Annotated in this window: 21 protein-coding genes and 1 tRNA gene; 11 read left to right on the top strand and 11 right to left on the bottom strand. The window is 59.7% G+C overall.

All coding sequences use genetic code 11. The annotated features are described in order from the left end of the window. Positions 1-22 precede the first annotated feature (22 nt). Together trmD and U1A53_RS15335 are read left to right on the top strand one after the other, a co-directional pair. Entirely contained in the window at positions 23-691 is a 669-nt protein-coding gene (gene trmD / locus U1A53_RS15340; RefSeq protein WP_322282267.1) for a tRNA (guanosine(37)-N1)-methyltransferase TrmD, read from the top strand. 92 nt (positions 692-783) lie between these two features. Continuing rightward, positions 784-874: transfer RNA gene (locus U1A53_RS15335), tRNA-Ser, on the top strand. Between the two features lie 33 nt (positions 875-907). On the opposite strand, the gene U1A53_RS15330 is transcribed toward U1A53_RS15335, so the two are convergent. From U1A53_RS15330 to U1A53_RS15310, 5 genes are all read right to left on the bottom strand, one after another. Beyond that, a complete protein-coding gene (locus U1A53_RS15330; RefSeq protein ID WP_322282266.1) occupies positions 908-2,761 on the bottom strand; it encodes a DUF4340 domain-containing protein in 1,854 nt (617 codons plus the stop codon). A 13-nt stretch (positions 2,762-2,774) separates the two neighbouring features. Then, a complete protein-coding gene (locus U1A53_RS15325; RefSeq protein ID WP_322282264.1) occupies positions 2,775-4,277 on the bottom strand; it encodes a Gldg family protein in 1,503 nt (500 codons plus the stop codon). Between the two features lie 20 nt (positions 4,278-4,297). Next, positions 4,298-5,056 (bottom strand): ABC transporter permease, encoded by a 759-nt coding sequence (locus U1A53_RS15320; RefSeq protein WP_322282262.1) that lies wholly within the window; start codon positions 5,054-5,056, stop codon positions 4,298-4,300. Beyond that, the gene (locus U1A53_RS15315; RefSeq protein ID WP_322282260.1) at positions 5,053-6,018 is read right to left on the bottom strand and encodes an ABC transporter ATP-binding protein; all 966 of its coding nucleotides are present in this window, start codon (positions 6,016-6,018) and stop codon (positions 5,053-5,055) included. The genes U1A53_RS15320 and U1A53_RS15315 overlap by 4 nt, the downstream gene beginning before the upstream one ends. Positions 6,019-6,171: 153 nt before the next feature. Then, a complete protein-coding gene (locus U1A53_RS15310; protein ID WP_322282258.1) occupies positions 6,172-7,596 on the bottom strand; it encodes a sulfatase in 1,425 nt (474 codons plus the stop codon). A gap of 210 nt (positions 7,597-7,806) precedes the next feature. Between U1A53_RS15310 and nusA the strand changes: the two genes are divergently transcribed. The 3 genes from nusA to rbfA all read left to right on the top strand — a co-directional run bounded on the left by nusA (position 7,807) and on the right by rbfA (position 11,875). Further along, a complete protein-coding gene (gene nusA / locus U1A53_RS15305; RefSeq protein WP_322282257.1) occupies positions 7,807-9,069 on the top strand; it encodes a transcription termination factor NusA in 1,263 nt (420 codons plus the stop codon). A gap of 89 nt (positions 9,070-9,158) precedes the next feature. Beyond that, positions 9,159-11,411 (top strand): translation initiation factor IF-2, encoded by a 2,253-nt coding sequence (gene infB, locus U1A53_RS15300; RefSeq protein ID WP_322282255.1) that lies wholly within the window; start codon positions 9,159-9,161, stop codon positions 11,409-11,411. 74 nt (positions 11,412-11,485) lie between these two features. After that, positions 11,486-11,875 carry a 30S ribosome-binding factor RbfA gene (rbfA, locus tag U1A53_RS15295; RefSeq protein ID WP_322282254.1) on the top strand — a complete coding sequence of 130 codons (390 nt, stop codon included), beginning with the start codon at positions 11,486-11,488 and terminating at the stop codon, positions 11,873-11,875. A 50-nt stretch (positions 11,876-11,925) separates the two neighbouring features. Here the strand turns inward: rbfA and U1A53_RS15290 are convergent, their stop codons facing one another. Then, positions 11,926-14,013 carry a hypothetical protein gene (locus U1A53_RS15290; protein WP_322282252.1) on the bottom strand — a complete coding sequence of 696 codons (2,088 nt, stop codon included), beginning with the start codon at positions 14,011-14,013 and terminating at the stop codon, positions 11,926-11,928. Positions 14,014-14,207: 194 nt separating this feature from the next. Here U1A53_RS15290 and U1A53_RS15285 point away from each other — a divergent pair, with 194 nt between their 5' ends. The 3 genes from U1A53_RS15285 (at position 14,208) to U1A53_RS15275 (ending at position 17,657) form a co-directional block, all read left to right on the top strand. After that, positions 14,208-15,194: a bifunctional oligoribonuclease/PAP phosphatase NrnA gene (locus U1A53_RS15285; protein ID WP_322282250.1), complete on the top strand. Its 987-nt coding sequence runs from the start codon at positions 14,208-14,210 to the stop codon at positions 15,192-15,194. Next, a complete protein-coding gene (gene truB, locus U1A53_RS15280; protein WP_322282249.1) occupies positions 15,172-15,903 on the top strand; it encodes a tRNA pseudouridine(55) synthase TruB in 732 nt (243 codons plus the stop codon). Before U1A53_RS15285 ends, truB begins: the two co-directional genes overlap by 23 nt. A gap of 158 nt (positions 15,904-16,061) precedes the next feature. Continuing rightward, on the top strand, positions 16,062-17,657 hold the full coding sequence (locus U1A53_RS15275) for an arylsulfatase (protein WP_322282247.1): 1,596 nt from the start codon (positions 16,062-16,064) through the stop codon (positions 17,655-17,657). A 19-nt stretch (positions 17,658-17,676) separates the two neighbouring features. Here the strand turns inward: U1A53_RS15275 and U1A53_RS15270 are convergent, their stop codons facing one another. Further along, positions 17,677-19,017: a hypothetical protein gene (locus U1A53_RS15270; protein ID WP_322282245.1), complete on the bottom strand. Its 1,341-nt coding sequence runs from the start codon at positions 19,015-19,017 to the stop codon at positions 17,677-17,679. Between the two features lie 203 nt (positions 19,018-19,220). Between U1A53_RS15270 and U1A53_RS15265 the strand changes: the two genes are divergently transcribed. Then, positions 19,221-19,874 carry a class I SAM-dependent methyltransferase gene (locus tag U1A53_RS15265; RefSeq protein WP_322282244.1) on the top strand — a complete coding sequence of 218 codons (654 nt, stop codon included), beginning with the start codon at positions 19,221-19,223 and terminating at the stop codon, positions 19,872-19,874. 115 nt (positions 19,875-19,989) lie between these two features. Here the strand turns inward: U1A53_RS15265 and U1A53_RS15260 are convergent, their stop codons facing one another. Both U1A53_RS15260 and U1A53_RS15255 read right to left on the bottom strand, forming a co-directional pair. Continuing rightward, entirely contained in the window at positions 19,990-20,268 is a 279-nt protein-coding gene (locus tag U1A53_RS15260) for a hypothetical protein (RefSeq protein ID WP_322282242.1), read from the bottom strand. A 7-nt stretch (positions 20,269-20,275) separates the two neighbouring features. Further along, a complete protein-coding gene (locus tag U1A53_RS15255) occupies positions 20,276-21,613 on the bottom strand; it encodes a hypothetical protein (protein WP_322282240.1) in 1,338 nt (445 codons plus the stop codon). Between the two features lie 219 nt (positions 21,614-21,832). Here U1A53_RS15255 and U1A53_RS15250 point away from each other — a divergent pair, with 219 nt between their 5' ends. Both U1A53_RS15250 and U1A53_RS15245 read left to right on the top strand, forming a co-directional pair. After that, on the top strand, positions 21,833-22,372 hold the full coding sequence (locus tag U1A53_RS15250; protein WP_322282239.1) for a GNAT family N-acyltransferase: 540 nt from the start codon (positions 21,833-21,835) through the stop codon (positions 22,370-22,372). A gap of 469 nt (positions 22,373-22,841) precedes the next feature. Next, positions 22,842-23,843 (top strand): glycosyltransferase, encoded by a 1,002-nt coding sequence (locus tag U1A53_RS15245; protein WP_322282237.1) that lies wholly within the window; start codon positions 22,842-22,844, stop codon positions 23,841-23,843. On the opposite strand, the gene U1A53_RS15240 is transcribed toward U1A53_RS15245, so the two are convergent. Both U1A53_RS15240 and fabD read right to left on the bottom strand, forming a co-directional pair. Then, complete coding sequence (locus tag U1A53_RS15240; RefSeq protein WP_322282236.1) at positions 23,827-24,372, bottom strand: redoxin domain-containing protein; 546 nt, start codon at positions 24,370-24,372, stop codon at positions 23,827-23,829. The genes U1A53_RS15245 and U1A53_RS15240 overlap by 17 nt on opposite strands. Positions 24,373-24,376: 4 nt before the next feature. Then, complete coding sequence (gene fabD / locus U1A53_RS15235; RefSeq protein ID WP_322282234.1) at positions 24,377-25,300, bottom strand: ACP S-malonyltransferase; 924 nt, start codon at positions 25,298-25,300, stop codon at positions 24,377-24,379. Positions 25,301-25,321: the final 21 nt, after the last annotated feature.

Here is a 25,321-nt window from a genome sequence, read left to right as displayed (position 1 = left end):
AAGGCTGCGGCATAACGCAGGCATGCAAATTGATGTGGTCACGCTGTTTCCAGAGCTCGTCTCGGTCCCGATGAGATTGAGCATGATGGGACGTGCGCAGGAGAAGGGGATTCTGGATCTGCGGGTGCATGATCTGCGCGAGCAGGGTCTGGGGAAGCACCGTCACGTGGACGACACACCGTATGGCGGCGGACAGGGAATGGTGATTCGTCCTGAGCCGGTGTTTGAAACGCTGGACCGGCTCGACACGCCAGAGGCACGGGTGATTTACCTCTCACCGGCCGGGAAGCGCTTCGATCAAGCCACGGCAAGACGACTCTCCGCAGAACCGCATTTGATCTTCCTCTCCGGTCATTACGAGGGCATCGACCACCGCATCATCGAGCACTGGGTGGATGAGGAGATCAGCCTCGGCGATTACGTGCTGACGAACGGTGCCATTGCTGCCGTGGTGGTCATGGATGCCATCGTGCGGCTGCTGCCCGGTGTGTTGGGGGATGAGATGAGCGCGGTGGAGGAAAGCTTCGGTGCCAGCGGTCTGCTGGAGGCGCCGCAATACACGAAACCGGCAGAATATCGCGGCATGAAAGTGCCGGACATGCTGCTCAGCGGGAATCACGCCAAAATAGCCGAATGGCGGGCGCAGCAAGCGCTCGAACGCACGCGGACCAACCGGCCGGATTTGCTGTGAGGCTGAGTTGTGCTTCGAGATGACATTTCGTTTGACGATCTCCCACGCTTCACGCTAAATAGCGCCGCGCCGCCCGACCGGCGGAGCGCAACGGTGAGGTGGCTGAGTGGTCGAAAGCACATCTTTGCTAAAGATGCGTAGCCTTAACAGCTACCGAGGGTTCGAATCCCTCCCTCACCGCCATTTTAATACGCTGCGCTGAAGCGCACGAATGAATCACCTCACCGGCTTCGGCTTGAAGACAGATTCGCCGAAACTTTGGAGGAGCGCAGTGCGGGTCATGTAGAAAATATCGGGGTCGCCTTTGATCTGACCAAAGTAGAACGCGGTTTCGGCATTGGGCTGCGTGGGGGAGAAGAGGATTTCAACCTCTCGCACAGGGCCGTCTGTACGGCCGGGTTCGCCAAGGACGACCTGGATGGTGAGAAAAGGGTTCTGCAGGGCCTGAAGCGCGTCGGAGCGGTCAGCAGCCCAATCCTGCACGGTAAAACGGGCAAGATGGTTGGCGAGCTGATCAGCCTTCACGCGGTCGATTTCCTCGGTGACATCATGACCGCCGCGCGTTGCTTTCCATTCCGCAGTGACGGGATTGTAGTCGAGGGTGATGGTGGCCGTGGCACCGCGGGACATGGTGATGCGGCGGAGGGCAAAGGTGGTGAAGCGCAGAGCGCCGAGGCCCTTCCATTTGATGCCGTCGGTGGGCAATGAAGGCAGTATGGAGGCATCAATGCGGTAAATGAACGGCTCGTTGTCGTATTTGGCGAAGAACTGGGTGTTGTCGGCATTATGGCCAAACATGAGTTTCACCGGCTTTTCGCGTGAGGGGGTCCAGGTGATGGTTTGGAAAGGATCATTGAGACCGTAAGGGGCGAGATCAGCGGCCGTGTCGGCGGTGAACTGGAGAATCTCATGGGTGTTGAGCGCATTGAGGCAGCGGGCGATGCGGTCACCGTTGGCAGGATCCCATTTGCCATGACGCAGGAGATACCATGAACCGTTTTCGTTGCGCAGATTGATCTCCGGGTGTGTTTTGCTGGTGATGGTGATGAAATCAAGACGCTCACCATCGATCTGGGCGAGCAGGTGATCACGCAACGAGTTGGGATTGACCCAGAGGTTGGAGAGGTTTTTAGCGGCCACAGTGAAGGCCGATTTGCGGTGGGCCGCGGTGGCAGAGGTGACCGCCTGTTTCGCGTCGGCGGGTTTCTTCAGTGTGATCTCGTAAGACTTGCCGCGTGGTTTGGATTCGATGGTCACTTTGATCTCATCCACAGGAGTGGTCTGGGCATCAGCAGCCTTGGCCGTGTGGCCGTTTGTCGTGGCGGAGTTGTCCCTGGCCTCGACGATCTCGATGTTGAGGAGCGTGGAGAGCAGTTCGGTGATGCGTTCCTTGCTGCCTCGGGTTTTGAGCGGCTTGTCGAGCGACCATGGGGTGTGCTCGTTTTCGCGGGAAAGCACGATTTGGCCGGAAGCCTGGCTCAGGGTGATGCCAGTGATGACTTCGGCGGGCAGGCGGAGCAGCTTCGGGTCACGCCAGGAGGCGGCGGGAATTTGGAGAACGGCTGGTGCCTCGCTCTTGGCGAGATACCACGCGGTGTCCTGGGTTTTGGAATCGGGGATGCCGATGTAAATGCTGTTTTCGACGACAGCCGGCGCACCAAACCAGCATTCATGCACCACGGCGTCACCGGCGAGCAGGCGCACCTTGTAGCGCGGCTGATCGAGGCCGGTTTTTTGCCACTCCCCGTCATCGAATTCCTCGCGGTGGATGCGCTCGATCCATTCAACACCGGCAAGAGTGAGGATGAGCGCGGCGACCTTTTGCGGATCGGCCAGGTCATTGAACGGCGCCTCGATCTGCCAGGCATTGCCGTCACGCACGAGGGTGAGCGGTGTGTTCTCGGCGGTGAGCACCTCGACTCGGGTGACCTTCTCCGCCTCGAAGCGGGTGGGGCCGCGTTTGATCTCACGCAGCTCCTGGGCGGAGGGGAAGTAGCGCTCAATGCCGAGGATGATCGCGCCTACAGCGGCGACCAGCAGGAACAGGAGAAGGGTGGTGCGTGCGCTCATGCTCAAAATCAGTTCATGCGGCCCGCCGGCTGGCCCAGACCAGGAAACCCAGTCCCAAGACGATGCCGGGCAGGGTGATGGAGGTGATCCAGAAGATCAGCTCATGCTGGCGTGAGGTGAGCTGGATTCGGTAGGAGCGTTTGGACTTGGTGGGGATGCCGATGTTACTCTCGCGGTTCATCAGCCAGTTCAGCCCGGCGGCTACGAAATCGCGGTTCACGGCAAGCATGGTCTGCTTGTCGAGCAGGGTGGCATTGGAGACCACCACCATGCGCGAGCTGTCGGCTCGCTGGCTTTCGTCACGCACGGCACCACGCTCGATGCTGGCTGCCAGATAAATGGGGGGCAGGGTGTCCTCCTCATCAACGACAGGCAGCTCCTCAAGAAATTGACGTTCCCCCCAATAGCGCGGCGAGGCTCGGACGAGTGGCTGAACACTGATGGACTGCTCTTTGAGCGCGTTGTCCTGGTCGCGCAGTTCCAAGGATTCTGACTGTCCGGCCAGCGTGACTGCCGACGAGGCCAGATGACGGATAAAGGGAACGTCCTTCATGAACTCGGCGATCACCGAGAACTCCTTTCTGGCACCGGTGCTGGTGCTTTCGGCGGTGAGCACGCGGTCTCCTCGCGGACGCACCCCGTTGGCGTTGAGGAAGGCGTTGAGGCGTGTTGTTTCGCCGCCTGGGTCGAGCATGATGAAAACGCCCGCACGTTTGCTTTTCCAATAATCGTCGAGCATGCCGATTTCACGCTCGGAAAGGTCATAGCGTGCGCCCAGAATGAACAGTCCGTCAGCATCCTCGGGGATGCGGCTGATTTCGGAGAGGTTGGCCTGGATGACTTCAAAATTCTGCTGCTTGCCAAGATCGATGGCGGCATTGTGAGCATCACTCTGGGCGGCGTCTGAACGGCTGCCCTTGCCGACGACATAGTAGAATCGACGCACACGGCCTTCGACGACGGAGATGAGGGCGGAGCTGATGGCGTCCTCTCCGCGAAACTCGATGATCTGCTTGTTCGTGCTGGTGCCTGACTCACGGATGACAAGCTCCTCCTCGGTGATGAAGCGTTTATTCACACCACAGCGGACGAGGACGCCGTTTTGCGCGAGTGAGAGCCCGGTGTCTGCCTTGAGCTGCTCGGCGCGCTCGATGTCACGGACGGGATCAATGGAGCGGACTTTGACACGCTGCCTGCCATGCAGGCGGTATTCCTCCAGCAACGACTGCGCCTCGCCATACACCTTGGAGTCACGGCCAAAAACGATGTAAATCTGCACGTCGCGGGTGAGGCTGGTCAGGTAGTTCAGCGTGGCCTGACTCAGGGTGTAATCCTGGCTGGGGCTGAGATCCCAGCGCCAGTAGTGACGGTAGTTGAGACGGTTGATGCCTGCGAACAGCGCCAGCGCGAGGATGATCTGGATGACGACATTGATGCCGATGCCGTAGCGCTTGGGCATGTCGAGCGGCTTTGCCTGCGCGGCGGCGGGTGGGTGTTTCTGGACAGAATCCGGCATGGTGGTGAATCAGTCGGCGTTCACGGACGCCAGCGGCGGAACTCGACGACGTGATGCGTGAAGGTGAGGAACAGCAGCGACATGCTGAGATAATAGACCAGCGCCCGGCTGTCGATGAGTCCGGCGGTGAAGATGCGGATATGCTCCGTGGCGGCGAAGTAATTGACGATGTCCACGATGGTGTCGGAGAGCTTGCGACCCACGACCATGATGAAGATGCCCATCAGGAAATGCAACAAGCTCAGCGTGAATGAAAGGATCGCGGCCACAATCTGATTCGCCGTCAGAGACGAGGCGAAACAACCGACGGCAAGGTTGAACATGCCCATCACGACCAGAATGAGAAATGCTCCCTGCATTGCACCGGCAGGTACTTCCACCTGTCCGGCGGAGATCCACTGGGAGAATTTGAAATTGAACAGGCTGGGCAGCCAGAGCACGCAGTACACGATGACCGAGGCGAGGTATTTGGAGCCCACCACCTGCCAGGCGCGCACCGGAGCGGTGAACAAAGTCTCCAGCGTGCCCATCTTTTTCTCCTCCGCAAAGAGGCGCATCGTCAGCAGCGGGAAGATGAAGAAGTAGGACAGCCAGAACCACATGGCGTGGAAGGTCCAACTGACGATGGAGCCTTCGCTTGGGGCGCTTTCCAGCACGGACAGGGCGGCGCGGAAAGCAAAGCCGTTGAGCACCATGACCAGCGCCAGCACCACGTAGGCGACGGGCGAGACGAAGAAGGCGTGCAGCTCTTTCTTGAGCAGAATCCAAAAGATCCTCATAGAACGTGGGTGGGAATGTCGGTGGGCGTGCCCGCGTTCATGGAGAGCTCGACGAAGACGTCCTCCAAGGTGGGAAGCTGGCGGTGCATCTCGCGGATGCGCCATTTCTGCTTCATGGCGAGTTCCATCACCGCGTCACGAATGTCCTGATCCGGCTCCACGCGCAGGGAGAAACGCCGCCAAGGATGTGCGATCAGCTTTTCCTCCGTGGTTTTGCGCACGCCGGGGAGGGCGGCGAGTTTTTCCGCCAGATTGCCCTGGCCGTCGATCTCCAGGTGCAGCAGCGTGGTGGAGCGCAACTGGCGCGTTAGATTCTGCGGCGTGTCATTGGCGCGGAGGCGGCCTTGATGGATCATGATCACACGGTCGCAGGTCTGCTCGACCTCATGCAGGATGTGCGTGGAAAGAAGCACGGTGTGCTTTGATTTTAAGCTGCGCAGCAGATCGCGCACATGGCGGATTTGCACGGGATCGAGGCCGTTGGTCGGCTCGTCGAGAATGAGCAGCTTGGGCTTGTGCACCAGTGCATCGGCCAGCGCCACGCGCTGCCGGTAGCCTTTGGAGAGATTGCCGATCAAACGCTTTCGCATGTCGGTGACTCCGGTCAGCTCCATCACCTCGCCCACGCGGCGGCGCATCTCGTGGCCGGAGAGGCCCTTCAGCTCCGCACGGAAACGCAGGTACTCTTTGACTTTCATGTCGGTGTAGAGCGGGGCCATCTCCGGCATGTAGCCCACCGACTGCCGTACCGCGATCGACTGCTGGAAGACATCAAAACCCGCCACCTGCACACGGCCTGAGGTGGCCGGCATGTAGCCGCTGAGAATCCGCATCGTGGTCGATTTTCCTGCACCGTTCGGGCCGAGAAATCCCACGATCTCCCCAGGTTCCACCTTGAAAGAGATGCTGTTCACCGCAGTGCGCCCGGCATACTGCTTGGTGAGGTTCTGAACATCAATCATGACTGAGGGAGAGGCGGAAGACGGTTTGAGAGGGCGGAAATTAAAGCCTATGCCCGCCTCAATGACAATTCGCAATCAGGCATTCGCAAAAATGATGGAAACGGCTGGGTTGGACGTGATTGAAGTCCCGCCGCTCCACCAACCTCATCTTGCCTACTTTCCGGCTTCGCGGCTGCCCGCCCCCTTGGGCAACTTCATGAGGCTGTCCCCGAGTTCAGCGCGGATGGTGTCCGCGAACTTCTGGAGCCTGGCAACCTCGTCAGGATTTCCGGCGGCCAGATTTTTGGATTCGCTGATGTCGGTGTAGAGATCGTAGAGTTCAGGCTGGACGATCTTGACCGGCTTGTAGTTCACCGGTTTGCCGCCCGTGGCCTTGGGAAGGTCGGTGGGCAGGCTGCGGAAGGAGTGGGGAAGCTGGAGCTTCCAGCGCCCGTCGCCACTGGTGATGGCCTGGAGCTGGTTTTGCTCGTAGTAGAACGCATAGAAATCGTGCGGGTTCTTCGCGCCGGGTTCACCGGAAACGACGGGCCAGCAGTTGAGGCCGTCGATTGTGTGCTCAGGCAGTTTCGCGTCGATGACGTGGGCGATGGTGGGCAGGAGATCGATGGTCATCATCATCGTGTCGGTGGTGGTGCCGGCAGGAATCTTGCCGGGCCATTTCATGAGGCCCGCCACGCGGGTGCCACCCTCCCAGCAGGTGCCTTTGCCTTCGCGCAGCGGCCCGGCGCTGCCGGCGTGTTCGCCATAGCTGAGCCAGGGGCCGTTGTCGGAGGTGAAGATGACCCAGGTGTTGTCTTCGAGGCCGTTTTCCTTCAGCGTGTCAATGATTCGACCGACGGACCAGTCCACCTCCATCATGACATCGCCAAAGAGCCCCTTGCCGGATTTGCCCTTGAATTTGTCACTCACAAACAACGGCACATGCACCATGCTGTGGGCGAGGTAGAGGAAGAAGGGCTTGTCCTTGTTCTTCTGGATGAAACGCACGCCGCGTTCAGTGTAATCGGTGGTGAGGTGGGTTTGATCCTCGGGCGTGATCTCTTCATCGACGATGCGGTCATTTTCGACCATCGGGAGCTTCGGATACGCACCCTTTTTGGCCTGCGGATGGTAGGGCCACATGTCGTTGGAGTAGGGAATGCCGTAGTACTCGTCGAAGCCGTGCTTCACAGGCAAAAATTGTGGCAGCGAACCGAGATGCCATTTGCCGACGGCGGCAGTGGCGTAGCCTTTTTGCTTCACCAGTTCGGCGATGGTCATTTCGTCGGCGTTGATACCATGTTTGGCCGATGGCCCGAGCGCTCCATGAATGCCGACGCGGTTCGGATAGCAGCCCGTCAGCAGCGCGGTGCGGGAGGCGCTGCACACCGGCTGTGCGACGTGGAAATTGGTGAACTTGCGGCCCTCGGCGGCCAGCTTGTCGATGTTCGGTGTCTGGTAGCCCTGCGCGCCGAAGCAACCTACGTCGGCATAGCCCATGTCATCCATGAAGATGATGACGATGTTGGGTGATGTGGCGGCGAATGACGCATGCGGAATGATGAATGACGAAAGGAGGGCGAGCAGGAGGGGACGCATGGTTGGGAGCGGGGTAAAGCACGGGTGAAACGGGCCGGATTCGCGATCATCAAAACGCCTGCTGACACTGCGGAATTCCACGCATTTTTCTGCTTGCTGATTCCTAACACGCCTTTATGATCCGCGTCCTTCCCGGACAGAATTAGCGTTTTAACGGCGAGAGTGGGGTCTTCCCCGCTCTTTTTTGTCTGGTGACATCACGAATTTCATATGATCAGCGAATTAAAAGCCCTTTTCGACTACTACGAGAAAGAGAAAGGCATCGACCGTGCTAAAATGGTCGAGGCTCTGTCGCAGGCATTGCTCGCCGCCTCCAAGAAAAGCATCGGTCCCGCGCGTGAACTGCGCATCGACGTTGATCCTGACAAAGGAACCATCAAGGCTTTCGCCAAGCTGCTTGCCGTGGAGACCGTCACCAACCGCTGGGAGGAGCTCCCGCTCGCCACCGCCAAACGGTTCAAGAAGAACGCGGTGATCGGCGACGAGATCGAAGTCGAAGTCACGCCGAACAACATGGGCCGCATCGCCGCGCAGACTGCGAAGCAGACGATGCTGCAGCGCCTGCGCATGGCGGAGAAGGAAAACCTGTATGACGAGTTCAAGGACCGCACCGGCGACGTCGTCAGCGGCGTGGTGCGTCGTTTTGAGAAGTCTGATGTCATCGTCGATCTCGGCAAGTTCGAAGGTGTGATGACCTCGAAGGAGCGGGTGTCCACCGAGGACTACACGCCCGGCGACCGCATGCGCTTCTATGTGAAAGCGGTGGAAAAAGACAGCGGTCGCGGACCGGAGATCATCCTCTCCCGCGCGCATCCGAATTTTGTTCGTCGTCTGTTTGAGTTTGAAGTCAGCGAAATCGGTGACCGCACGGTCGAGATCGCCAGCATCGCGCGTGAAGCCGGTTATCGCACCAAGGTGGCCGTGCACAGCGCCGATGAAAAAGTCGACCCCGTCGGCGCTTGCGTCGGTCTGCGTGGTGCGCGTGTGAAAAACATCGTGCGCGAGCTGAACAACGAAAAAGTGGACATCATCCGCTGGAAGTCCGATCCCGCCGAGTTCGTCCGTGAGGCCTTGAAACCGATCAAGGTCATGTCCATCCACGTGAATCCGGAGAAGAAGGAGGCCCGCCTCACGGTCACTGAGGAGGATCTTTCGAAGGCCATCGGCCGCCGCGGTCAGAATGCACGCCTGACGTCACGCCTTGTCGGCATGGACCTCGTCATCGAGAAGGATCAGCACGCCGCCGAGGTCTTTGAAGGTCAGATTGGCAGCGCGGTGCATCATCTGGTGGATGCCCTGGGCATCAACGAAGATACCGCACGTCTGCTGACTCAAGGCGGCCTCGCCGACCTGCGCAGTTTTGCCGACGCCGACGTCAGCGATCTCACGGAAATTCTCGGTGGCGACAGCGCCCTGGCGCAGCAGATTTTCGACAAGGCCAAAGCACACGCTTCCGCTCCTGCAAAGGAGTAGCCCCTGTGCCGCCATGAAAAAACTTTCAAACAACCTCCAACTCTCCGACCAGCCAGCACCCCACGCCGCTCGCCAGATCAAACTCTCTCATGCCCAGCAAGTCCTCATCCCCCAAAAAGAGCAAATCTCCCGCCGACGAGGTCGGTAGCGGAGAAGTGCCTGTCGAAAGCGCCAAGCCCAAAAAAGCGGACAAAGGCAAGGTGCTTTCGTTGATTGAGGACAAGAAGCCCCGGAGCAGGGGAGCAGCCAAACAAGATGCATCATTGCCGCATCTGGGAGCCAAAAAAGCAGCTCCACCCGCGCCGAAGAAGGAGGATGAGGAGCCTGCCGCTCCCGCCAAACCCACGCTGGACGAGCGTAAAGCCGCCGCGCTCAATCTCTTTGAGGATGACGACAAGCCCAAGGTGCGCCGCCGGGTCACGGATGAAAGCGCACAGCAGAACGCCCTGCCGCCGATCTCACTGCTGAACGAGCCACCACCGAAGCCGATCGTCCCCATCGTTCATGCCCCGCCTGCCGATGTGCCGGCACCCGACTTTGAAATCGGCGAAAGCGGTGAGAAAATCATCCACCTGAAGCCGCCGATCGTGGTCAAGGACCTGGCGGACAAGATGGGCCTGAAGCCCTTCAAGATCATTTCCGAGCTCATCGCCTTCAAAGTCTTCGCCAGCGCGGACAAGGCCATCGACATCGAGATCGCTGAGAAAATCTGTGAGAAGCACGGCTTCAAGCTCGAGCGCGACAAGCGTGAGAAAGGCGGCGGAGTCCACAAGATTGAGGAAGTCATCGTCGAGCCGATCGCCCAGGTCGTCGAAGAGGTGGCGCAGGAAAAGCTCGAACTCCGCGCCCCGATCATCACCTTCATGGGCCACGTCGATCACGGCAAGACCTCGCTGCTTGATGCCTTGCGCAAGACCACCGTCACCGCTGGAGAGGCGGGCGGCATCACGCAGCACATCGGTGCCTACTGCATCTTCCACAACGGCAAGCCCATCACCTTCATCGACACCCCCGGTCACGCCGCGTTCTCCGCCATGCGTGCCCGTGGTGCCAACGTCACTGACATCGTCGTCCTCGTCATCGCCGCCGATGACGGCATCATGCCGCAGACCAAGGAGGCGCTCAGCCATGCCAAGGCGGCCGGCGTGCAGCTCATGGTCGCCATCAACAAGTGCGATCTGCCCACCGCGAACGTCATGCGCGTGAAAAGCCAGCTTCAAGACATCGGCCTCGCACCGGTGGACTGGGGTGGTGAGATCGAGTGCATGGAGGTCTCCGCGCGCAGCGGCCTCGGGCTCGACAACCTGCTCGAAACCATGTCCCTCCAGGCCGAAGTGCTGGAGCTCAAGGCCGATCCGAAGGCCGAACCCCGCGCCACCGTCATTGAATCCTCGATGGTCGCCGGCAAAGGCCCCGTGGCCACCGTCATCATCGGCCAGGGCACGCTCACCGTCGGCCAGCCCTTCATCTGCGGTCCTTACTGGGGCAAGGTCAAGGCGCTCATCAACGACCGCGGCGAAAACATCAAGGAAGTCCTTCCCGGCATGCCCTGCGAGGTCATCGGCTTCAGCGACATGCCCCACGTCGGCGACGAAGTCGTCGTGATGAAGAACGAGCGCGATGTCAAAAAGCTCAGCGTGGAACGCCTGGAGGAAATCCGCCAGAAGAAGCTCACCGTCCCGCGCCGCTCCACCCTGGAGCATCTCTTTGCCAGCATCGAGGACAGCAACAAGAAGGCCCTCAAGGTCGTCCTCAAGTGCGACGTGCAGGGTTCGGTCGAGGCCATCGCCAAGTGCCTCACCGACATCAACAACGACAAGTGCAACCTCGACATCCTGCACAAGGAGGTCGGCTCCATCAACGAATCCGACGTGCTGCTCGCCAGCGCCTCCGACGCCATCATCATCGGCTTCAACGTCAAGGTGGAGAACAAAGCCCTCACCGTTTCGAAGCGCGAGAGCGTGCAGGTGAAGCTCTACTCCATCATCTACGAATTGATCGATCAGGTCAAAGAGGCCATGCAGGGCCTGCTCGACCCGATCACCCGCGAGAAGATCCTCGGCCACGCCCGCGTGAAGCAGGTCTTCAAGGTCAACAAGGGCTTCGTCGGCGGTTCTGTTGTCACCGACGGCACCATGCAGCGCAAGCAACGCGCCCGCGTGCTGCGTGACGGCCAGGCCGTCTATGACGGCGGCTTTGAAACCTTGCGCCGCTTTACGGATGAAGTGGGCGAGGTCCGCAACGGCCTCGAATGCGGCATCAAGCTCAACGGCTTCAGCGACTACGAGGAGAACGATGTCATCGAGTGCTACGAGCTCGAAAAAATCGCCCAAACGCTCTAAGCGAAGGGCAAAGAGCCAAGGGCAAAGAGTCCAGAACTCCCAAACCCACAGCCCTTTGCTTTTAGCTCCACCTTATGTCCCTCCGAGTCCAAAAAGTCCGCGAACTCATTCGCCGTGAACTCTGCACCATCCTCGAAAAGGATTACCGTTTCGAGAACTGCCTCGTCACCATCCACGATGTGAGCCCCACGCCCGACATGCGGCAGTGCTTCGTTTATGTCGGCGTCATCGGGAAACCGCATCAGCAGGATGCCGCCGTCGAAAAGCTCGTCAAGGCCCGCGGCGCCATCCAGCGTGATCTCTACAAGCGCGTCAAACTGCGCAGCAGCCCCCAGCTCTTCTTCCGCCTCGACAAAACCATCGAGCGCGCCGTCCCCCTCCTCAACATCATCGACAACCTCCCGCCGCCGCTGCCTGATCTGCCGGAGGAGGGTTCTGAAGATGCCAAGACTGATCCGGCATAAAGGTCGGAGCTGCACAGCGCCAGCCTTGCCAGGAAAATCTGTTGGGAGAGCTATTTCCGGGAGCCGTCGGGAGCGATGATTGACTCGTCGCTGAATTTTTCGGTCTTCGAACTCACCCGGTCCAGAAGGGTGTAGGTGGTGTTGATGTAGCGCATCCAGACGTAGGAGAGGTCGTAGAGCAGCGCGCCCAGCCACCAGAGATAGACGAAACCTATCGCACCGCCGAACAGGGCGAGCATCGAGGTTTCGGGATGGTTGTCGCCAATGCGGGTGGACACCATGAGAGCAGCGGTGCCGCCGCCGCCCAGCAGCATGAGCCAGCGCAGCCCCCAGATCGGCCGTTTTTGCTTTTTCAGCGACCACCAGTCGGCCACACAGGCGATGATCAGCACCACGACAGCGAGCGTGCCGAACACGATGGTGGTGATACGGCGGATCTCGCCAACGCCCAACCCGTCTCCCAACACGTCACTCCACGTTCTTGTCCCAAATAGAATTTTCCGGGCGATCTCCGCCGTGTAGAAGCCCGGAATCTGCCAGAACACCGTCAGCCCCAGGACAAAAACCAGCAGCGCCACGACGCGTGCCACAAAATCTCCAGGGTGCTGCCAGTGCTGCCAGTCGCGTGGCAGCCGCCAGTCGCGGGTGATCCGCCAGGTGCGTGCCAGCACCGTGGTGCCCAGCAGCAGCGCGGCACAGCCCAGAATGCCGAGAGAGCTTTCTGTGGCGGGAGAGTGCATCCCCTCCAGACCAGTGAGTCCAGCTTGCTTCATCGCCTCCTCTGGATGAACGACGATGGCTTTGTGCAGCACAAACACCGCCGCCACATGCAGCAGCGCCACAATCAAAAACGGCAGGAAGGGACTGAGGCGGCCCTTCCAGGTGTTGCCGAGTTTGGGTGGTATGATCGGTTTGTCACTGGCCGCAGGTTCCTTGATGGCATGATCCCAGATGTGCTGAAACAGCTTCGTGTCGCCGAAGTAATCCACATGCGCCTTCCCCGGCAGCGGGTAGCGGCGGAAGCCTTGATCGTGCCATGGCTCGAATTCAAAGGCCTCGCAGCCCCAGGCTTTCAACTGGCACCGCGCCGTGTCCAGGCCGTAGCCCACAGGGTCGGCCAGGTCATAGTAGTTGCGCCAGCGGATGCGTTGTTCCGGGCTGGAGGGATCTGGCTTGTTCCAATGTGTGGCATCACGCTTGAACGAGAACCACATCTCCGGCCACAGGATCAGATGCTTGTCGATGGGTGAGCCAAAGGTGGTGAGGCTGCGCACTTTCTCCAGCCACGTCAGATCGTAGGATTCCTTTGTTTCGCCACCCTTGTTCTTGGAATCCTTTCTCTCGGGACTCGTCAGCGACTGGGGGTTCAGCGCTTTGAGCAGGCCGTACAGCGCCACGACTGAACCCTCGCTGTGCGCGACCAGATGAATCTCCGCAGTGGGACACAGGCTGTGCAAGTGCGTCATCCTTTTCAGGAAGCGATCCAAGATGCTTTTCCGCTGATGCATGAAGTCCGCGACCTGCTGCACATCGCACAGGTACCTCTCCAGCAGGATGCCCAGGTCGAAGTTGAACACGCCGGCCTTGCCCGCCAGGAACAGCAGTTGGTTCAGCAGGCGGATGGTCTCGGCGATTTCTTCCAGCACGCTGGCCGCCAGCTCCGGCCCGTGCGTGCCGAACTTGTCCTTGTCGGTGAGATTGTGGCGCTGGCTCAGCCGCTCCACCACGCTGCGCGCCCATTTCGTCGGTTCTTCCAGCCGGTAGCACTCGGTTTCCAGTTTGCGCGGCAGATCGGCCCAGTGGAACTCGGCGAAAGCCATCTCGTCGAGCACAGTCTTCCCGCTCACGAAGGCGATGGCGTCGTCCGTGAGGTAGTCGTTGCCGCCTTCCCACAGGCTCATCGGCAGGTTCCTGGCCTGCGCTGGCAGGTCGCCGCCACTCTTGGCGCATTCGGCAAACAACCGCGCCACGATCTGCGTCATGTCATTGCGCGTCTGATCGCCCATGCCATGGACTGAGACGATGAGCTTCTCGCAGCATTCGGATGAATCCTTTCCCTCAAGGTTGTATCTCCGGTAAACGGGCTTGCCGGGGATCGGCGCGAAACAATCACCTGCTGGTCTAGGAGGAGTGCTCATAAGCGTGGTCATATCGCAAACCGTTCGGTTTGACGATACATTTTTTGCGGTGGGCGCTCGGTCTCGATGACAGCCGCCTCGCTACGACCGCATGCCACGCGGAGCGGAACTCGGGGCAGGGGAATCGAGGCGGGTCTTGCGAATGCATCTTCTTCTTGCGCCTGAGTCTGGGAGTGCTTTGTGACAGGTTCCTGATGCCCGCCAACAACACCACCGCCGAAATCGTCGCCGCCATGCGCGCCGCGCAGCGCATTGCCGTCGTTGCCCATGTTCGGCCGGATGGAGACGCGGTCGGCTCGGTGCTCGGTCTGGTGCTGAGCCTGCGGGCCTTGGGCAAGGAAGTCATCGCCCTGCTCGAAGACGGCGTGCCGGAGAATCTGGCCTTCCTGCCCGGCACAGACACCGTGATTCAGCCCGGCACGGAGCCGCTGCAGGTCGATCTCGCCATCGCTCTCGACACCGCCACGCACGAGCGCATCGGGGAAAAATGCAAGGCGCTGCTCGATCCCGCACCGCTGCTGGTGAACATCGACCACCACCCCACCAATCCGCGCTACGGCACGCTCAATCTCATCGACGCCGGCTCACCCGCCACCGGCCAGATCATCTACAATCTCCTCAGCGAGCACGGCCTGCCCATCGACGATGCCGTCCGGCAGAATCTCTTCGTCGCCATCTCCACGGACACCGGCTCCTTCCAGTTCTCCAGCACCAATGCCCGCACGCATGGCATCGCCGCCGAGATGATGGAGGCCGGGCTCGACACGGCACGCCTCGCGCAGCTCGTCTATCAGTCCTACCCGCTGCGCCGGCTGGAAATGATGCGCACCATGCTCAATGAGATGCAGTTCCGCGCAGACGGCCGCATCGTCAGTTGGCAGCTCACGCAGTCGTTCATGGACCAGATCGCCATGGACCCCGGCGACACCGAAGGGCTCATCGACACCCTGCGCATGATCGACTCCGTCGTCAGTTGCGTCATTTTTGAGGATGTGCCCGGCGGCAAGGTACGCGTCAGCGCGCGTTCCAAGGATGCGCGGGTCGATGTATCGGCCATCTGCGGGCAGTTTGGCGGCGGCGGGCATCGCATGGCGGCGGGCGCACGGTTGCGCGGCCCCATCGGTGAAGCAGCAGAGAAATTTTTGACCGTACTCGAACATGAAGTCAGACGAATTGATTAGCGGCGTCCTCCTGGTGGACAAAGGCCAGGACATGACATCGCATGACGTCGTCGCCGTGGCGCGGCGTTGCCTGAACATGAAGAAGATCGGCCACTGCGGCACGCTCGACCCCATGGCCACCGGCATGCTCATCCTCGTGCTCGGCAACGGCACCCGCCTGTCCGATCTCCTCATGTCCGAGGACAAGGAATACGTCGGCACCATCACCCTGGGCAAAACCACCAACTCCCAGGACGCCGAAGGCGAAGCGGTGGAAGAAAAGCCCGTTCCTGCCGATCTCACCCTCGAGCAGGTAAAGGCCGTCTTCGATACCCTCAAGGGGGATTTCTACCAGATGCCGCCCATGGTCTCCGCCATCAAGATCGGCGGCGTGCCGCTTTATAAGCTCGCCCGCAAAGGCCAGGAAGTCGTGCGCGAGCCGCGCTTCGTCCACGTGTACGATTACGAGATCACCCGCTTTGAGTCGCCGCAGATCGACTTCCGCATCGTCTGCAGCAAAGGCTTCTACGTCCGCACCTACGCGCATGACATCGGCCAGAAGCTCGGCTGCGGCGCGCACTTGAGCGCCCTGCGCCGCACCCGCTCCGGCCACTTCAAACTCCTCCCCGGCAAGCACGTCACCTTCGACATGCTCAAGGAAGGCAAACGCGACGAAGCCCTCGCCGCCATGCTCAGCCTCTACGACGTGTCCAAACTGCGCGGGGCCTAAACAGGAGAGCACGGTCCCTGCCGTGCCGAAGCTGAAGGGAGCGCGGACACTCTTGTCCGCTGCCGGAGCAGAACGCGCCGCCACTCATACAAGGAGTGTTCGCGTTCCTCTCGCTTTTCGGGCATGAATTCATTCGATGCATCGTTTTGGATGGTTCCATGATCCGCCTGCCACTGTCCTTTCTCCTTCTCGCCTGCATCACGCTGCACGCCGCTCCCGCAAAACCCAACTTCCTGATCATCCTGGCGGATGATCTCGGCTACTCCGATCTCGGATGTTATGGCAGTGAGATTGCGACGCCGAATCTGGACAAGCTGGCGGCGGGCGGGCTGCGGTTCACGCAGTTTTACAACACGGCGCGCTGCTGGCCGACGCGGAGCGTGCTGATGACGGGACATTATGCGCAGCAGATCGGGATGGACCCGCAGTATGGCAAGTTTCCGGCCTGGGTGCGCACGCTGCCGCAACGGCTGTCGGAACTGGGCTATCGCAGCTACCACTCGGGCAAGTGGCATGTGGGCAATGCGCCGCGGGTGGTGGCGGACGGGGGCTTCACGCGTTCCTACTACGTGGCGCAGCAGGACAATCACTTCCATCCAAAGAGGCACGAGCTGGATGACCAGCCGCTGCCGGTGCCGGAGGGTGCGTGGTATTCGAGCACGGCGATGGCACAGCATGCGATCGATTTTCTCAAAGAGCATGCGCAGCAGCATGCAGGCACGCCATTCTTCACCTACCTGGCCTTCACCGCACCGCATTTCCCGATTCAGGCGCTGCCGGAGGACATCGCGAAGTACAAGGACACGTACCTGAAAGGCTGGCCGACGACGCGGGCGGCGCGATTCGAGCGGCAGAAGCGGATGGGGCTCGTGGACACGACATTGTCTGATCCTGAACCGCAAATCACCGCACCGAGCGGCAAGGAGAGCGATCTGGAAATCCTCGGTGCCGGTGAAACACGGCATGCGGTGCCGTGGGAGAGTCTGACGGATGAGCAGAAACAGTTTCAGGCTACGAAACAGGCGATTCACGCGGCGATGATCGACCGACTCGATCAGGAAGTGGGACGCGTGCTGGCGCAACTGCGGGCGATGAATGTCTTCGAGGATACGCTCATTCTGTTACTCTCCGACAACGGCGCGAGCGCGGAGGTGATGGTGCGTGGCCTGGGGCACGACAAGGCCGCGCCGATGGGTGCAGCGGCTTCGTATCTCTGCCTCGGGCCCGGAGGCTCGACGGTGTCGAACACGCCGTTTCGTCGGCACAAGATCTGGGTGCATGAAGGCGGCATCAGCACGCCGTTCATCGCGCACTGGCCGCAGGGCATTGCCGCGAAGGGTGAACTGAGGCACACGCCGGGTCATGTGATCGACGTGGTGCCGACATTGCTCGCGTTGGCGGGTGACGCTAAGCCGGTGATGCCGGAGAATGCGCCGCCGTATCCAGGGCGCAGTCTGCTGCCTGCTTTTGCGAAGGATGAGACGCTCAGCCGCGATTTCCTGTTTTGGCATCACTCTGGCAATCGTGCGCTGCGTGAAGGCGACTGGAAGATCGTCAGCGCCGCCGACAACGGCGATGCGTGGGAGCTTTACAAGCTCAGCACGGATCGTGCGGAGTCGAACAACCTTGCAACGAAGGAACCGGAGCGGGTGAAAGCGATGGCGGAGCGCTGGGAGAAACTGGAGCAAGAATTCGTCGCGCAGGCGGGGCCGAAGCCGGAGGCGAAGAAGAAAGGGAAGGGCAAGAGGAAGTAGGCGAAGAAGCTCGCTGATGTCACGAGGCGGAGCGCACCTTGGCAGGCAAAGGCACGAATTGATTAACCTTGCCTGTGCGAGGGTCGGCCTCGATGGAGGGCACACATTTCGCGGCGCATGTCACCTGGTGGCAGGCGCAAGAATCCAGATGCTGGCGCATGTTGGCCAGGATTTCGGCCGTCAGTTTCGCGACATCGACTCCTGGAAAGATGGTGAACACGCACTCGATGCTGGCTGGACCTGTTTGACGTGCCTGCCAGTTGATGACGCGGGGGTCCGTCTCGTAGATGCCGAATACGTTCATGCCGACAACCACCCGTTCTTCCGGAATATGGTAGGCGAAGGTCATCGTGGTGCGGCCCAGGATTTCAGCGATGCTGCGGAAGGGCCAGCCCGGCTGGACGGGGCCGATGCGCACTCGGTCGTCGAGGCGATAGCGGAGCAGAGGCACCGCCCGGTTGATGAGCGGAGTCACCAGCACATGGTCTGAGATTTCGCCCTCTGTGACAGGTTTCTCGTCACGATCGACAGCCTCGAAGGCCGTCAGGTCTTCCAGCAGCATGAGACGGTCCATGCCATGCCACTGCCGTGCGATGGCGGGTGATTCACCGGTGCCGTAACCGTCGAGAGGTTCTTGATTGAATGCCTGCCGACAAAGGGCGCGAATGCCCGGAGTGAGGACATCGCCTCCGGTCGAAACACTGGCAGCCGGATGGGAGAGAGCGAGTTTGAGGCTGCCATTGAGTTGGGAGAGCGCCAGACGTTCGAGCATGGACGCGTAGCAGATCAAAATGTCAGGCTGGAGCTCGTTCAGTTGCCGCAAGATGTCATCCCAAGCGGCGCCTGAATTGATCGCGTGATGGCTGCCGAACAGAGCTCCTACCCATGGACGTGTGTGAAACAAGGCAGAGGAGGTGGAGGGCGCCGTTCCCCAGATGAATGCCGCGAGGCGAGGCCTGCGCTGAAAGAGATTCAGGCACGGCGGGCGGGAGGCGGTGTTTGCGGGGCCGTTGCGCGCGGCATGGACGGCATGCAGCCAGTCCACCGACTCGATGTCGTGGGGAATGATCACGCTTTGCCCCGTGGTTCCAGACGTATGGCTGATCATCCAGCGCCCATGGAGCAGACGGTTCCAGTTCGCCGGGTTTTCCAGATGCTTTTCCAGAGCCGCCTGGCGAAGGCAGGGTTCTGACACGATCTCATCCCAGTTTTCGATGAGCATCGACTTGGTCAGAGGCGGGATGTCTTCCAGGGAGCAGCGATCTGGATCAAGGCCCGCCATGTGGCGGCGGTAAAACGGACTCGTCTTCAGTGCATGGCGTGCGAGCCCGCGCCAGCGCCTCTCCTGCAATGCCAGCATGGCGGGCCGGCTCAGGTTCTGGGCGTGACGAAGGGATTTGGACGCACTGATGAGGTTGAACAGCCTGCCCATAGTGGATGATGTCGCACAGGCAAAAGCTGGCAAGCCTGAAGCTCGAAGGGATCAGATTTGGTCAAAAATCAGCTCTAGTAATGAAATTGCAGCGAGAAAGCGTTCCCGATATAGCATAAGCATGGATGCAAATGCAGAACCTCGAAGTTCATGAGCTTTATCAACGTTGGGCAGAAATGTATGATGAGCCCACCAACCTCTTGGTGAGAGCCGAAGAGAAGACCCTCAGGCAGATCGAGTTCGATGTGGCCGGAAAGAAAATTCTTGATGTGGGGTGCGGCACGGGGCGGCACGCGATCCGCATGGCAGAGGCCGGTGCGGAGGTCACCGGCGTTGATTTTTCGCTAAAGATGCTGGAAGTGGCCAGAAAAAAAGCGGCGGGACTGGGTGTGAAATTTATGCACTCGGATTTGAACGCCATCCCGCTTGATGAGCCATTCGACATGGTTGTCTGCAGCCTGGTTTTGAACCATGTGGAAGACCTGCGCTCAGCCATGAAGGAAATAGCGCGACTCACCAAGGTGGGGGGCAGGGTTCTTATTTCCGACATGAGGTCTGATCACTGGCGGACGAAAACAAAGGAAATCAAGCTGCTTGAAAACTTCACCACCTTCGCCTTCAGACACACACAAGCTCATTACCGAGCTGCATTTAACGAGACGGGATTAAAATTGAATCAAAGGAAGAAAATTTATTTAGAAGATGTGGTTGCCCCCGGATTCAAACAAAGATTCCTCCTGAAGTACTTTGCGGCCGGCTACGTGTTTGATCTCACAAAGTCATGATCACGCACATGTGATGGCTCAAAATGCCGTTGCAAAGGAGTCGTGCGTGAGTTCGACAGGTCGGACCGGGCGGAAATGATTTGCCAGAAGTGATGCTCCACAGGTCTGCTCCGACTTAAACTCTGAATGGAACCCAGCGCTCAACCTTCCCGGTATTGGGGGAGGGTTCCAAAAAAGGCACATGTCTGACGGTGCAGATCACCTGCTGGCACTCACACATGTCGAGGCAGGCGCGCATGCTGGCCATGATTTCGTCAGCCATGCCGCGACTATCCATGCCATCAGCGGCACAAAACAAATATCCAATACTGCGGGGGCCGGTCTGGCGCACCTGGGTGTCCGTGACGCGCGGGTCACCATTCAAACCTTTGAGCGGGTCCAGTCCGATGACCAAGCGCTCATTAGGCCTTGAGGGGCACATTTTGCTCCACCTTTCCTGTGCGTGGGTCAGGCTCCAGATGGGAAACCAAGGTGGCTTTGGCCGATACTTTTCCGCAGCCGCCCTCATCCAGGCACTGGCGTATGGAAGCGTCCAGCCGGGCCTGAATTTGGGCCTGATCCGCTCCGGGTTGAAGGACAAAGCGGCATTCAATGGAGCTCGGGCCTGTTTGACAGAACTGGTAACAAGCCACCTGGGGCTGGTGCTGCATGACCGCGATGAACTTGGTGCCGACATACACCAGCTTTTCAGGCACCTGAAAGGTGTAGGTCAGGGCACTTCGCCCGCTCAGTTCGTGGATGACTTTGAACGGCCACCCCTCTTGAACCGGACCGAAGCGCACCCTATCATCAAGGCGATATCGCAGGAGGGGCAAGGCGGTGTTGAACAGAGGGGTGACGAGGGCGTGATCTGAAAGATCATCCGGGCCGGTTTCCTGTTCGTTTTGATCCACTGCCTCCAAGACCGCCAGGTCTTCAAACACAACCATGTGGTTCATGCCGGCCCATTGGCGTGCAAGGCCGAGGGTTTCACCACAGCCGTAGCCATCCATGGGCTCAATGCCAAAGGCTTGCCTGCAAAGAGCCCGAATGCCCGGCGTGAGGCAGTCACCTCCCGTGGATATGGCTCCACCGGGTGACGGCAAATCCAGTTTGAGTGTCCCTTCGATCTTGGCTTGTGCGAGGCGTCCGATCAACGAGGCATAGCCAATGAGGATGTCCGGTTTCATCCGGTGCAGGTGGGCGATGATCTCCTCCCAGGGTGCAGTGACACTGATCGGCTGATAGTCGCAAAAAAGGGAGCCAATCCACGGACGTGTTCCAAGAAGCGCCGCTGAGACCGAAGGCGCGGACGAGCAGATGAACGCCGCCGCTATCGGGCGTTTCCTGAACAGCGGCAACCGGGGTGTCGAGGTTGATTCCGGCAACGGTGCATTTCGAGTGGCATGGGCCGTGTGATTCCAGTCCACCGAGGCGATATCGTGTGGAATGGCGATGGCGGCACCCGACGTTCCTGATGTCATGCTCACCATCCATCGACCATGAAGCAGTCTGCCCCAGTTTTTCGGATCCTTCAGATGCTTATCAAGCGCGGCCCAGTGCAACCGTGGGTCTGGAACGATTTCGTCCCAATGTTCGACGAGCATCGGTTTGGTCAGTGTCGGAATGTCTGCCAGGGAACACCGGTCAAGGTCGATGCCAGCCAGTTGGCGCCGGTAAAACGGACTGGTGGCAAAGACACGGCGGGCAAGTGCGCGCCAACGCCGTTCCTGCAATGCCAGCATGTCGTGCCGGCTCAAGCTCTGGGCGTGACGGATCGATTTGGACGCACGAATAAGATTCAACAGTCTGCCCATCCTTGAGCTTTCGCATAGGCCGCATGGCTGGCAAGAGTGAACATTGACGCAAGGCTTCAGGTCTGCATCTTTAGCACTACCGGTTTCAGCAGACTTTGTGTTTCAAGAGAGCGGCAACGGCACTTCCTACAGCACCATAGAACACCTTGTTTTTCGGCAATAATGGTTAGAGAAATTGAATTCAGATCAAATCAAAAACTCATCGAGAAGTTTCGTCGCGCTTCCTACGGCGAGACCATAACCCACGTGTTGGATGAATTTGATGAGCCGGCCCATCATTTTGCCCTCTTCGACAAAAAAGGAAGCGTGCTGGGCGTCACGCGGGTTCTGCGCAGCGATGAAGTGAGGCAGTTTGAAATGATGCGCGAGTCCCAATTGAAGGATCTGGTGCTGCCGTCGGCCAAATTGAGTCTTGAGCTTTCACGCGCCTGTACCGTCAAGGGGAGCGCCGGCGTCCATCTCTTGAGTTTGTGCATGGGGATCAATGAGTACGCGGTCAAAAATGAGGCTGAGTACCTGATCACCAAAACAGGCAAGCACTTGCTGTCGCTCTATCAGCATTTTGGGTTCACCACCTTCGGCCCACCTTTTGTCTCCGACTTCTTCGAGGACAAACGGCCGATATATCCGATTATGTACCGTTGGACGACTGTTAAAAGGGAGGAGCCGCAGGAAGCGGAAGAAGAGGTGCTGGTGTGGTAAAAACTTTCCGAACTCCGGGCAGAACCTGCTGACAAAACTGGTTTCAACGACTCATTTGCGCGTTCAAGCCGCGAGAATGTTGCATTTTGATGCATCGGCAGCCAACCTGAGAGTTCCTATCGCCAGCGGTGACCTTTAAGCGTTATCAAGCATGACCTTGTCCTCCCCTCCCTCTATTGATCGTTTACGCATCCTATGGGTCCGGGTGGGAGGCTGCCAGCCACTCCACAACGGCGGTATCATTTATTCGTACCACCTGCTGACGCACCTGATGCAGCACTGTCATGTGCATGTGCTGGAATCACACAGCCGTAGGGAGGCTGTCTATTCTTCATCCGTTCCCTATGCGCATGAGCGGGAATGCGTTTTCTCTCAACTCATGCCTGAATGGGCTCCGCGCAGGTTTTTCAGCTTCCTTTGGCCCATCTTGCGCAATCTGTTCGCCTCCCGAGAGCCCTTCTCTCTGACCATGTTTAACAGCGAAGAACTCGCGCAGCGCGCACGTGAACTTGAACAGACCGGCCGTTTTGACCTCATCATTGTGGACGGGCTCTTTGTGGCCCCGGTCTTCGATGGCTGGGCAACACAGCGCGCCACTCCCGCCATTCTGCTCCAGCATAACGTCGAAGCCCTGATCTGGAGGCGCTTGTCGGAGTTGCAGCGCAATCCTTTCCTGCGCCTCTTTTTTTATGAGATGGCGCGCCGCATGAAGCGCCGCGAGCCTGAGCTGTGCCGTTTGTTTGAAGGTGTCACCACCATCTCCGATCAAGACGCCGCTTATCACCGCGACAGCTACAAGTTGGACAACATCCTTGGCTGCGTTCCCGCAGGAGCCAATCCCGATGCACGAGGACTGCCGCCGGCAGTGCTTGAGCAATCTCCATCTCCCTGCATCGCTTTCCTTGGTTCCATGAACTGGCCGCCGAATGCGGACGCCGCCTTTTGGTTCATCGAGAAGATATTGCCTCTCATACGGGAAACCATGCCTGAAGTCCGCTTTCGTGTCATTGGCCGTGAGCCTCCCGAGGCCCTGAAGCGACTTGCTGCCGCAAGCATTGGAATCGAAGTGACCGGCAAGGTGGAGGAGGTTTTGACGCCTCTTCGTGAGTGCGCCCTGCTCGTCGTCCCTCTGAGGGCAGGCAGTGGGGTGCGCCTTAAAATTCTTGAGTCCATGGCCGCTGGTGTGCCAGTTGTCAGCACCACCGTGGGCGCGGAGGGGCTTCACATGCGCAACGGGCAGGACATCCTTCTAGCAGACGATGCTCCGTCGCTGAGTGAGGCCGTTCTGCGGCTGCTCAAGGACAACACCCTGAGAAAAACCATCGCTGACAATGCGCTGAAGCGCGTCACCCAGGAATTCTCATGGAGCAGCAGCGCCGAAAAGCTGCGCGAGTATGGAACGGCTCTGCACCGCAGGAAGCACAACGCGAGAGCGGACGCAAGAACGAGCCTCGTCACTTCATGCTGCTGATTTTGCAGCCCTGTGCCTCGTGTTGCAGCGTGGGAACGGGCTTTCCGGAGAGGATGGCGTCGAGGGCGTCGCGCAGATCCTTGGTGGTGGCGGCACGCTGGCGCTTGGTGGGGCCGAGGTAGAGGTCGTTGATGCGGCCTTGGTAGAGTGTCTCGGCCTTGGGTGAGAGAACAACGGCCTCGGGCGTGATTTTGGCCTTCAACTGCTTGGCGAGAGCCTGCTCCTTGTCGAGCAGCACGGTGGCTTTGACCTCGGAGAGGATGGCGTGCTCCAAGGCGACCTCGGTGGTGATCTCGGGATCGGAATGCACGAGGTAAACGACGACGCGGTCGCTGTAATCGGCGGCGATCTGGTTGATCTCCGGCATGAAAGGCCGCGTGGTGGAGCAGAACGGCGAGACGAAGAAGAGCACGACGGCCTTCTTGTCGCCAGCGGCGGCAGGATCGTGGGTCTTGCCGTCGGTGGCGGGCAGTTCGAGCGCGGAGGCGACGCTGGTGAGCATCAGCAGAGCGTAAAGCAGGTGCTTCATGGTCTTACTGCAGTTGGGCGACGGCAGCATCAAGTGACGCGGCGTCTTTGATGCTGATGACCTTCACGGATTTGTCGATCTTGCCCATGAGGCCGGCGAGGGTGGCGTCGGGGCCGAGTTCGATGAAGGTGGTGTGGCCGGCGGCGATGAGGTGCTGCATGCTTTCCACCCAGCGGACGCTGCCGGTGACCTGGCTGGTGAGGGTGGCGCGGATTTCCTCGGGCGTGGAGACGGGGCGGGCCTCGAAGTTGCAGACGACGGGAACGCGCGGGCTTTGAATCGGCGCGGCGGCGAGAGCGATGGCAAGCTTGTCCTGCGCGGACTTCATGAGGCGACTGTGATAAGCACCGGCGACGGGCAGGGGAATGGCGCGCTTGATGCCTTTGTCCTTCGATTTAGCGGCTGCGGCCGCGATGCCTTCAGCGCTGCCGCTGAGGACGATCTGTCCGGGGGCGTTCAAGTTCGCGACATCGACATCGCATTCCTGCGCGAGTTCGCGGATGGCGGATTCTTCACCGCCGAGCAGGGCGAGCATGGCACCTTTGGTGTTTTCGCAGGCTTCTTCCATGAAGCTGCCGCGTTGGAAGACGAGATTGAGGCCGGTGGCGAAGTCGAAGGTGCCGGCGGCGGCGTGCGCGGTGAATTCACCGAGGGAGAGACCTGCGGTGGCGGTGACGTTGAGCGATGGCACTTTGCTTTTCAGTACTTCGAGGATGGCGAGGCCATGGGCGTAAAGCGCGGGCTGGCAGCGGCTGGTTTTGGTGAGTTCCTCCATCGGGCCTTCGAACATGACGTTGCTAAGCCAGGGGCCGATGGCAATGTTTGCTTGGTCAAAGATGTCGCGGACGGCGGGGTAGGCTTCGGCAAGGTCTTTGCCCATGCCGACTTTCTGGGCGCCTTGACCGGCGAAGAGGAGGACTGCGTTCATGGTTGGAACTGGTTGTTAGGA

It is taken from the genome of Prosthecobacter sp. (assembly GCF_034366625.1).
GTDB lineage: Bacteria > Verrucomicrobiota > Verrucomicrobiia > Verrucomicrobiales > Verrucomicrobiaceae > Prosthecobacter.
The sequence above is the reverse complement of the archived record's forward strand: the minus strand, read 5'-3'. Positions and strand labels throughout refer to the sequence as shown.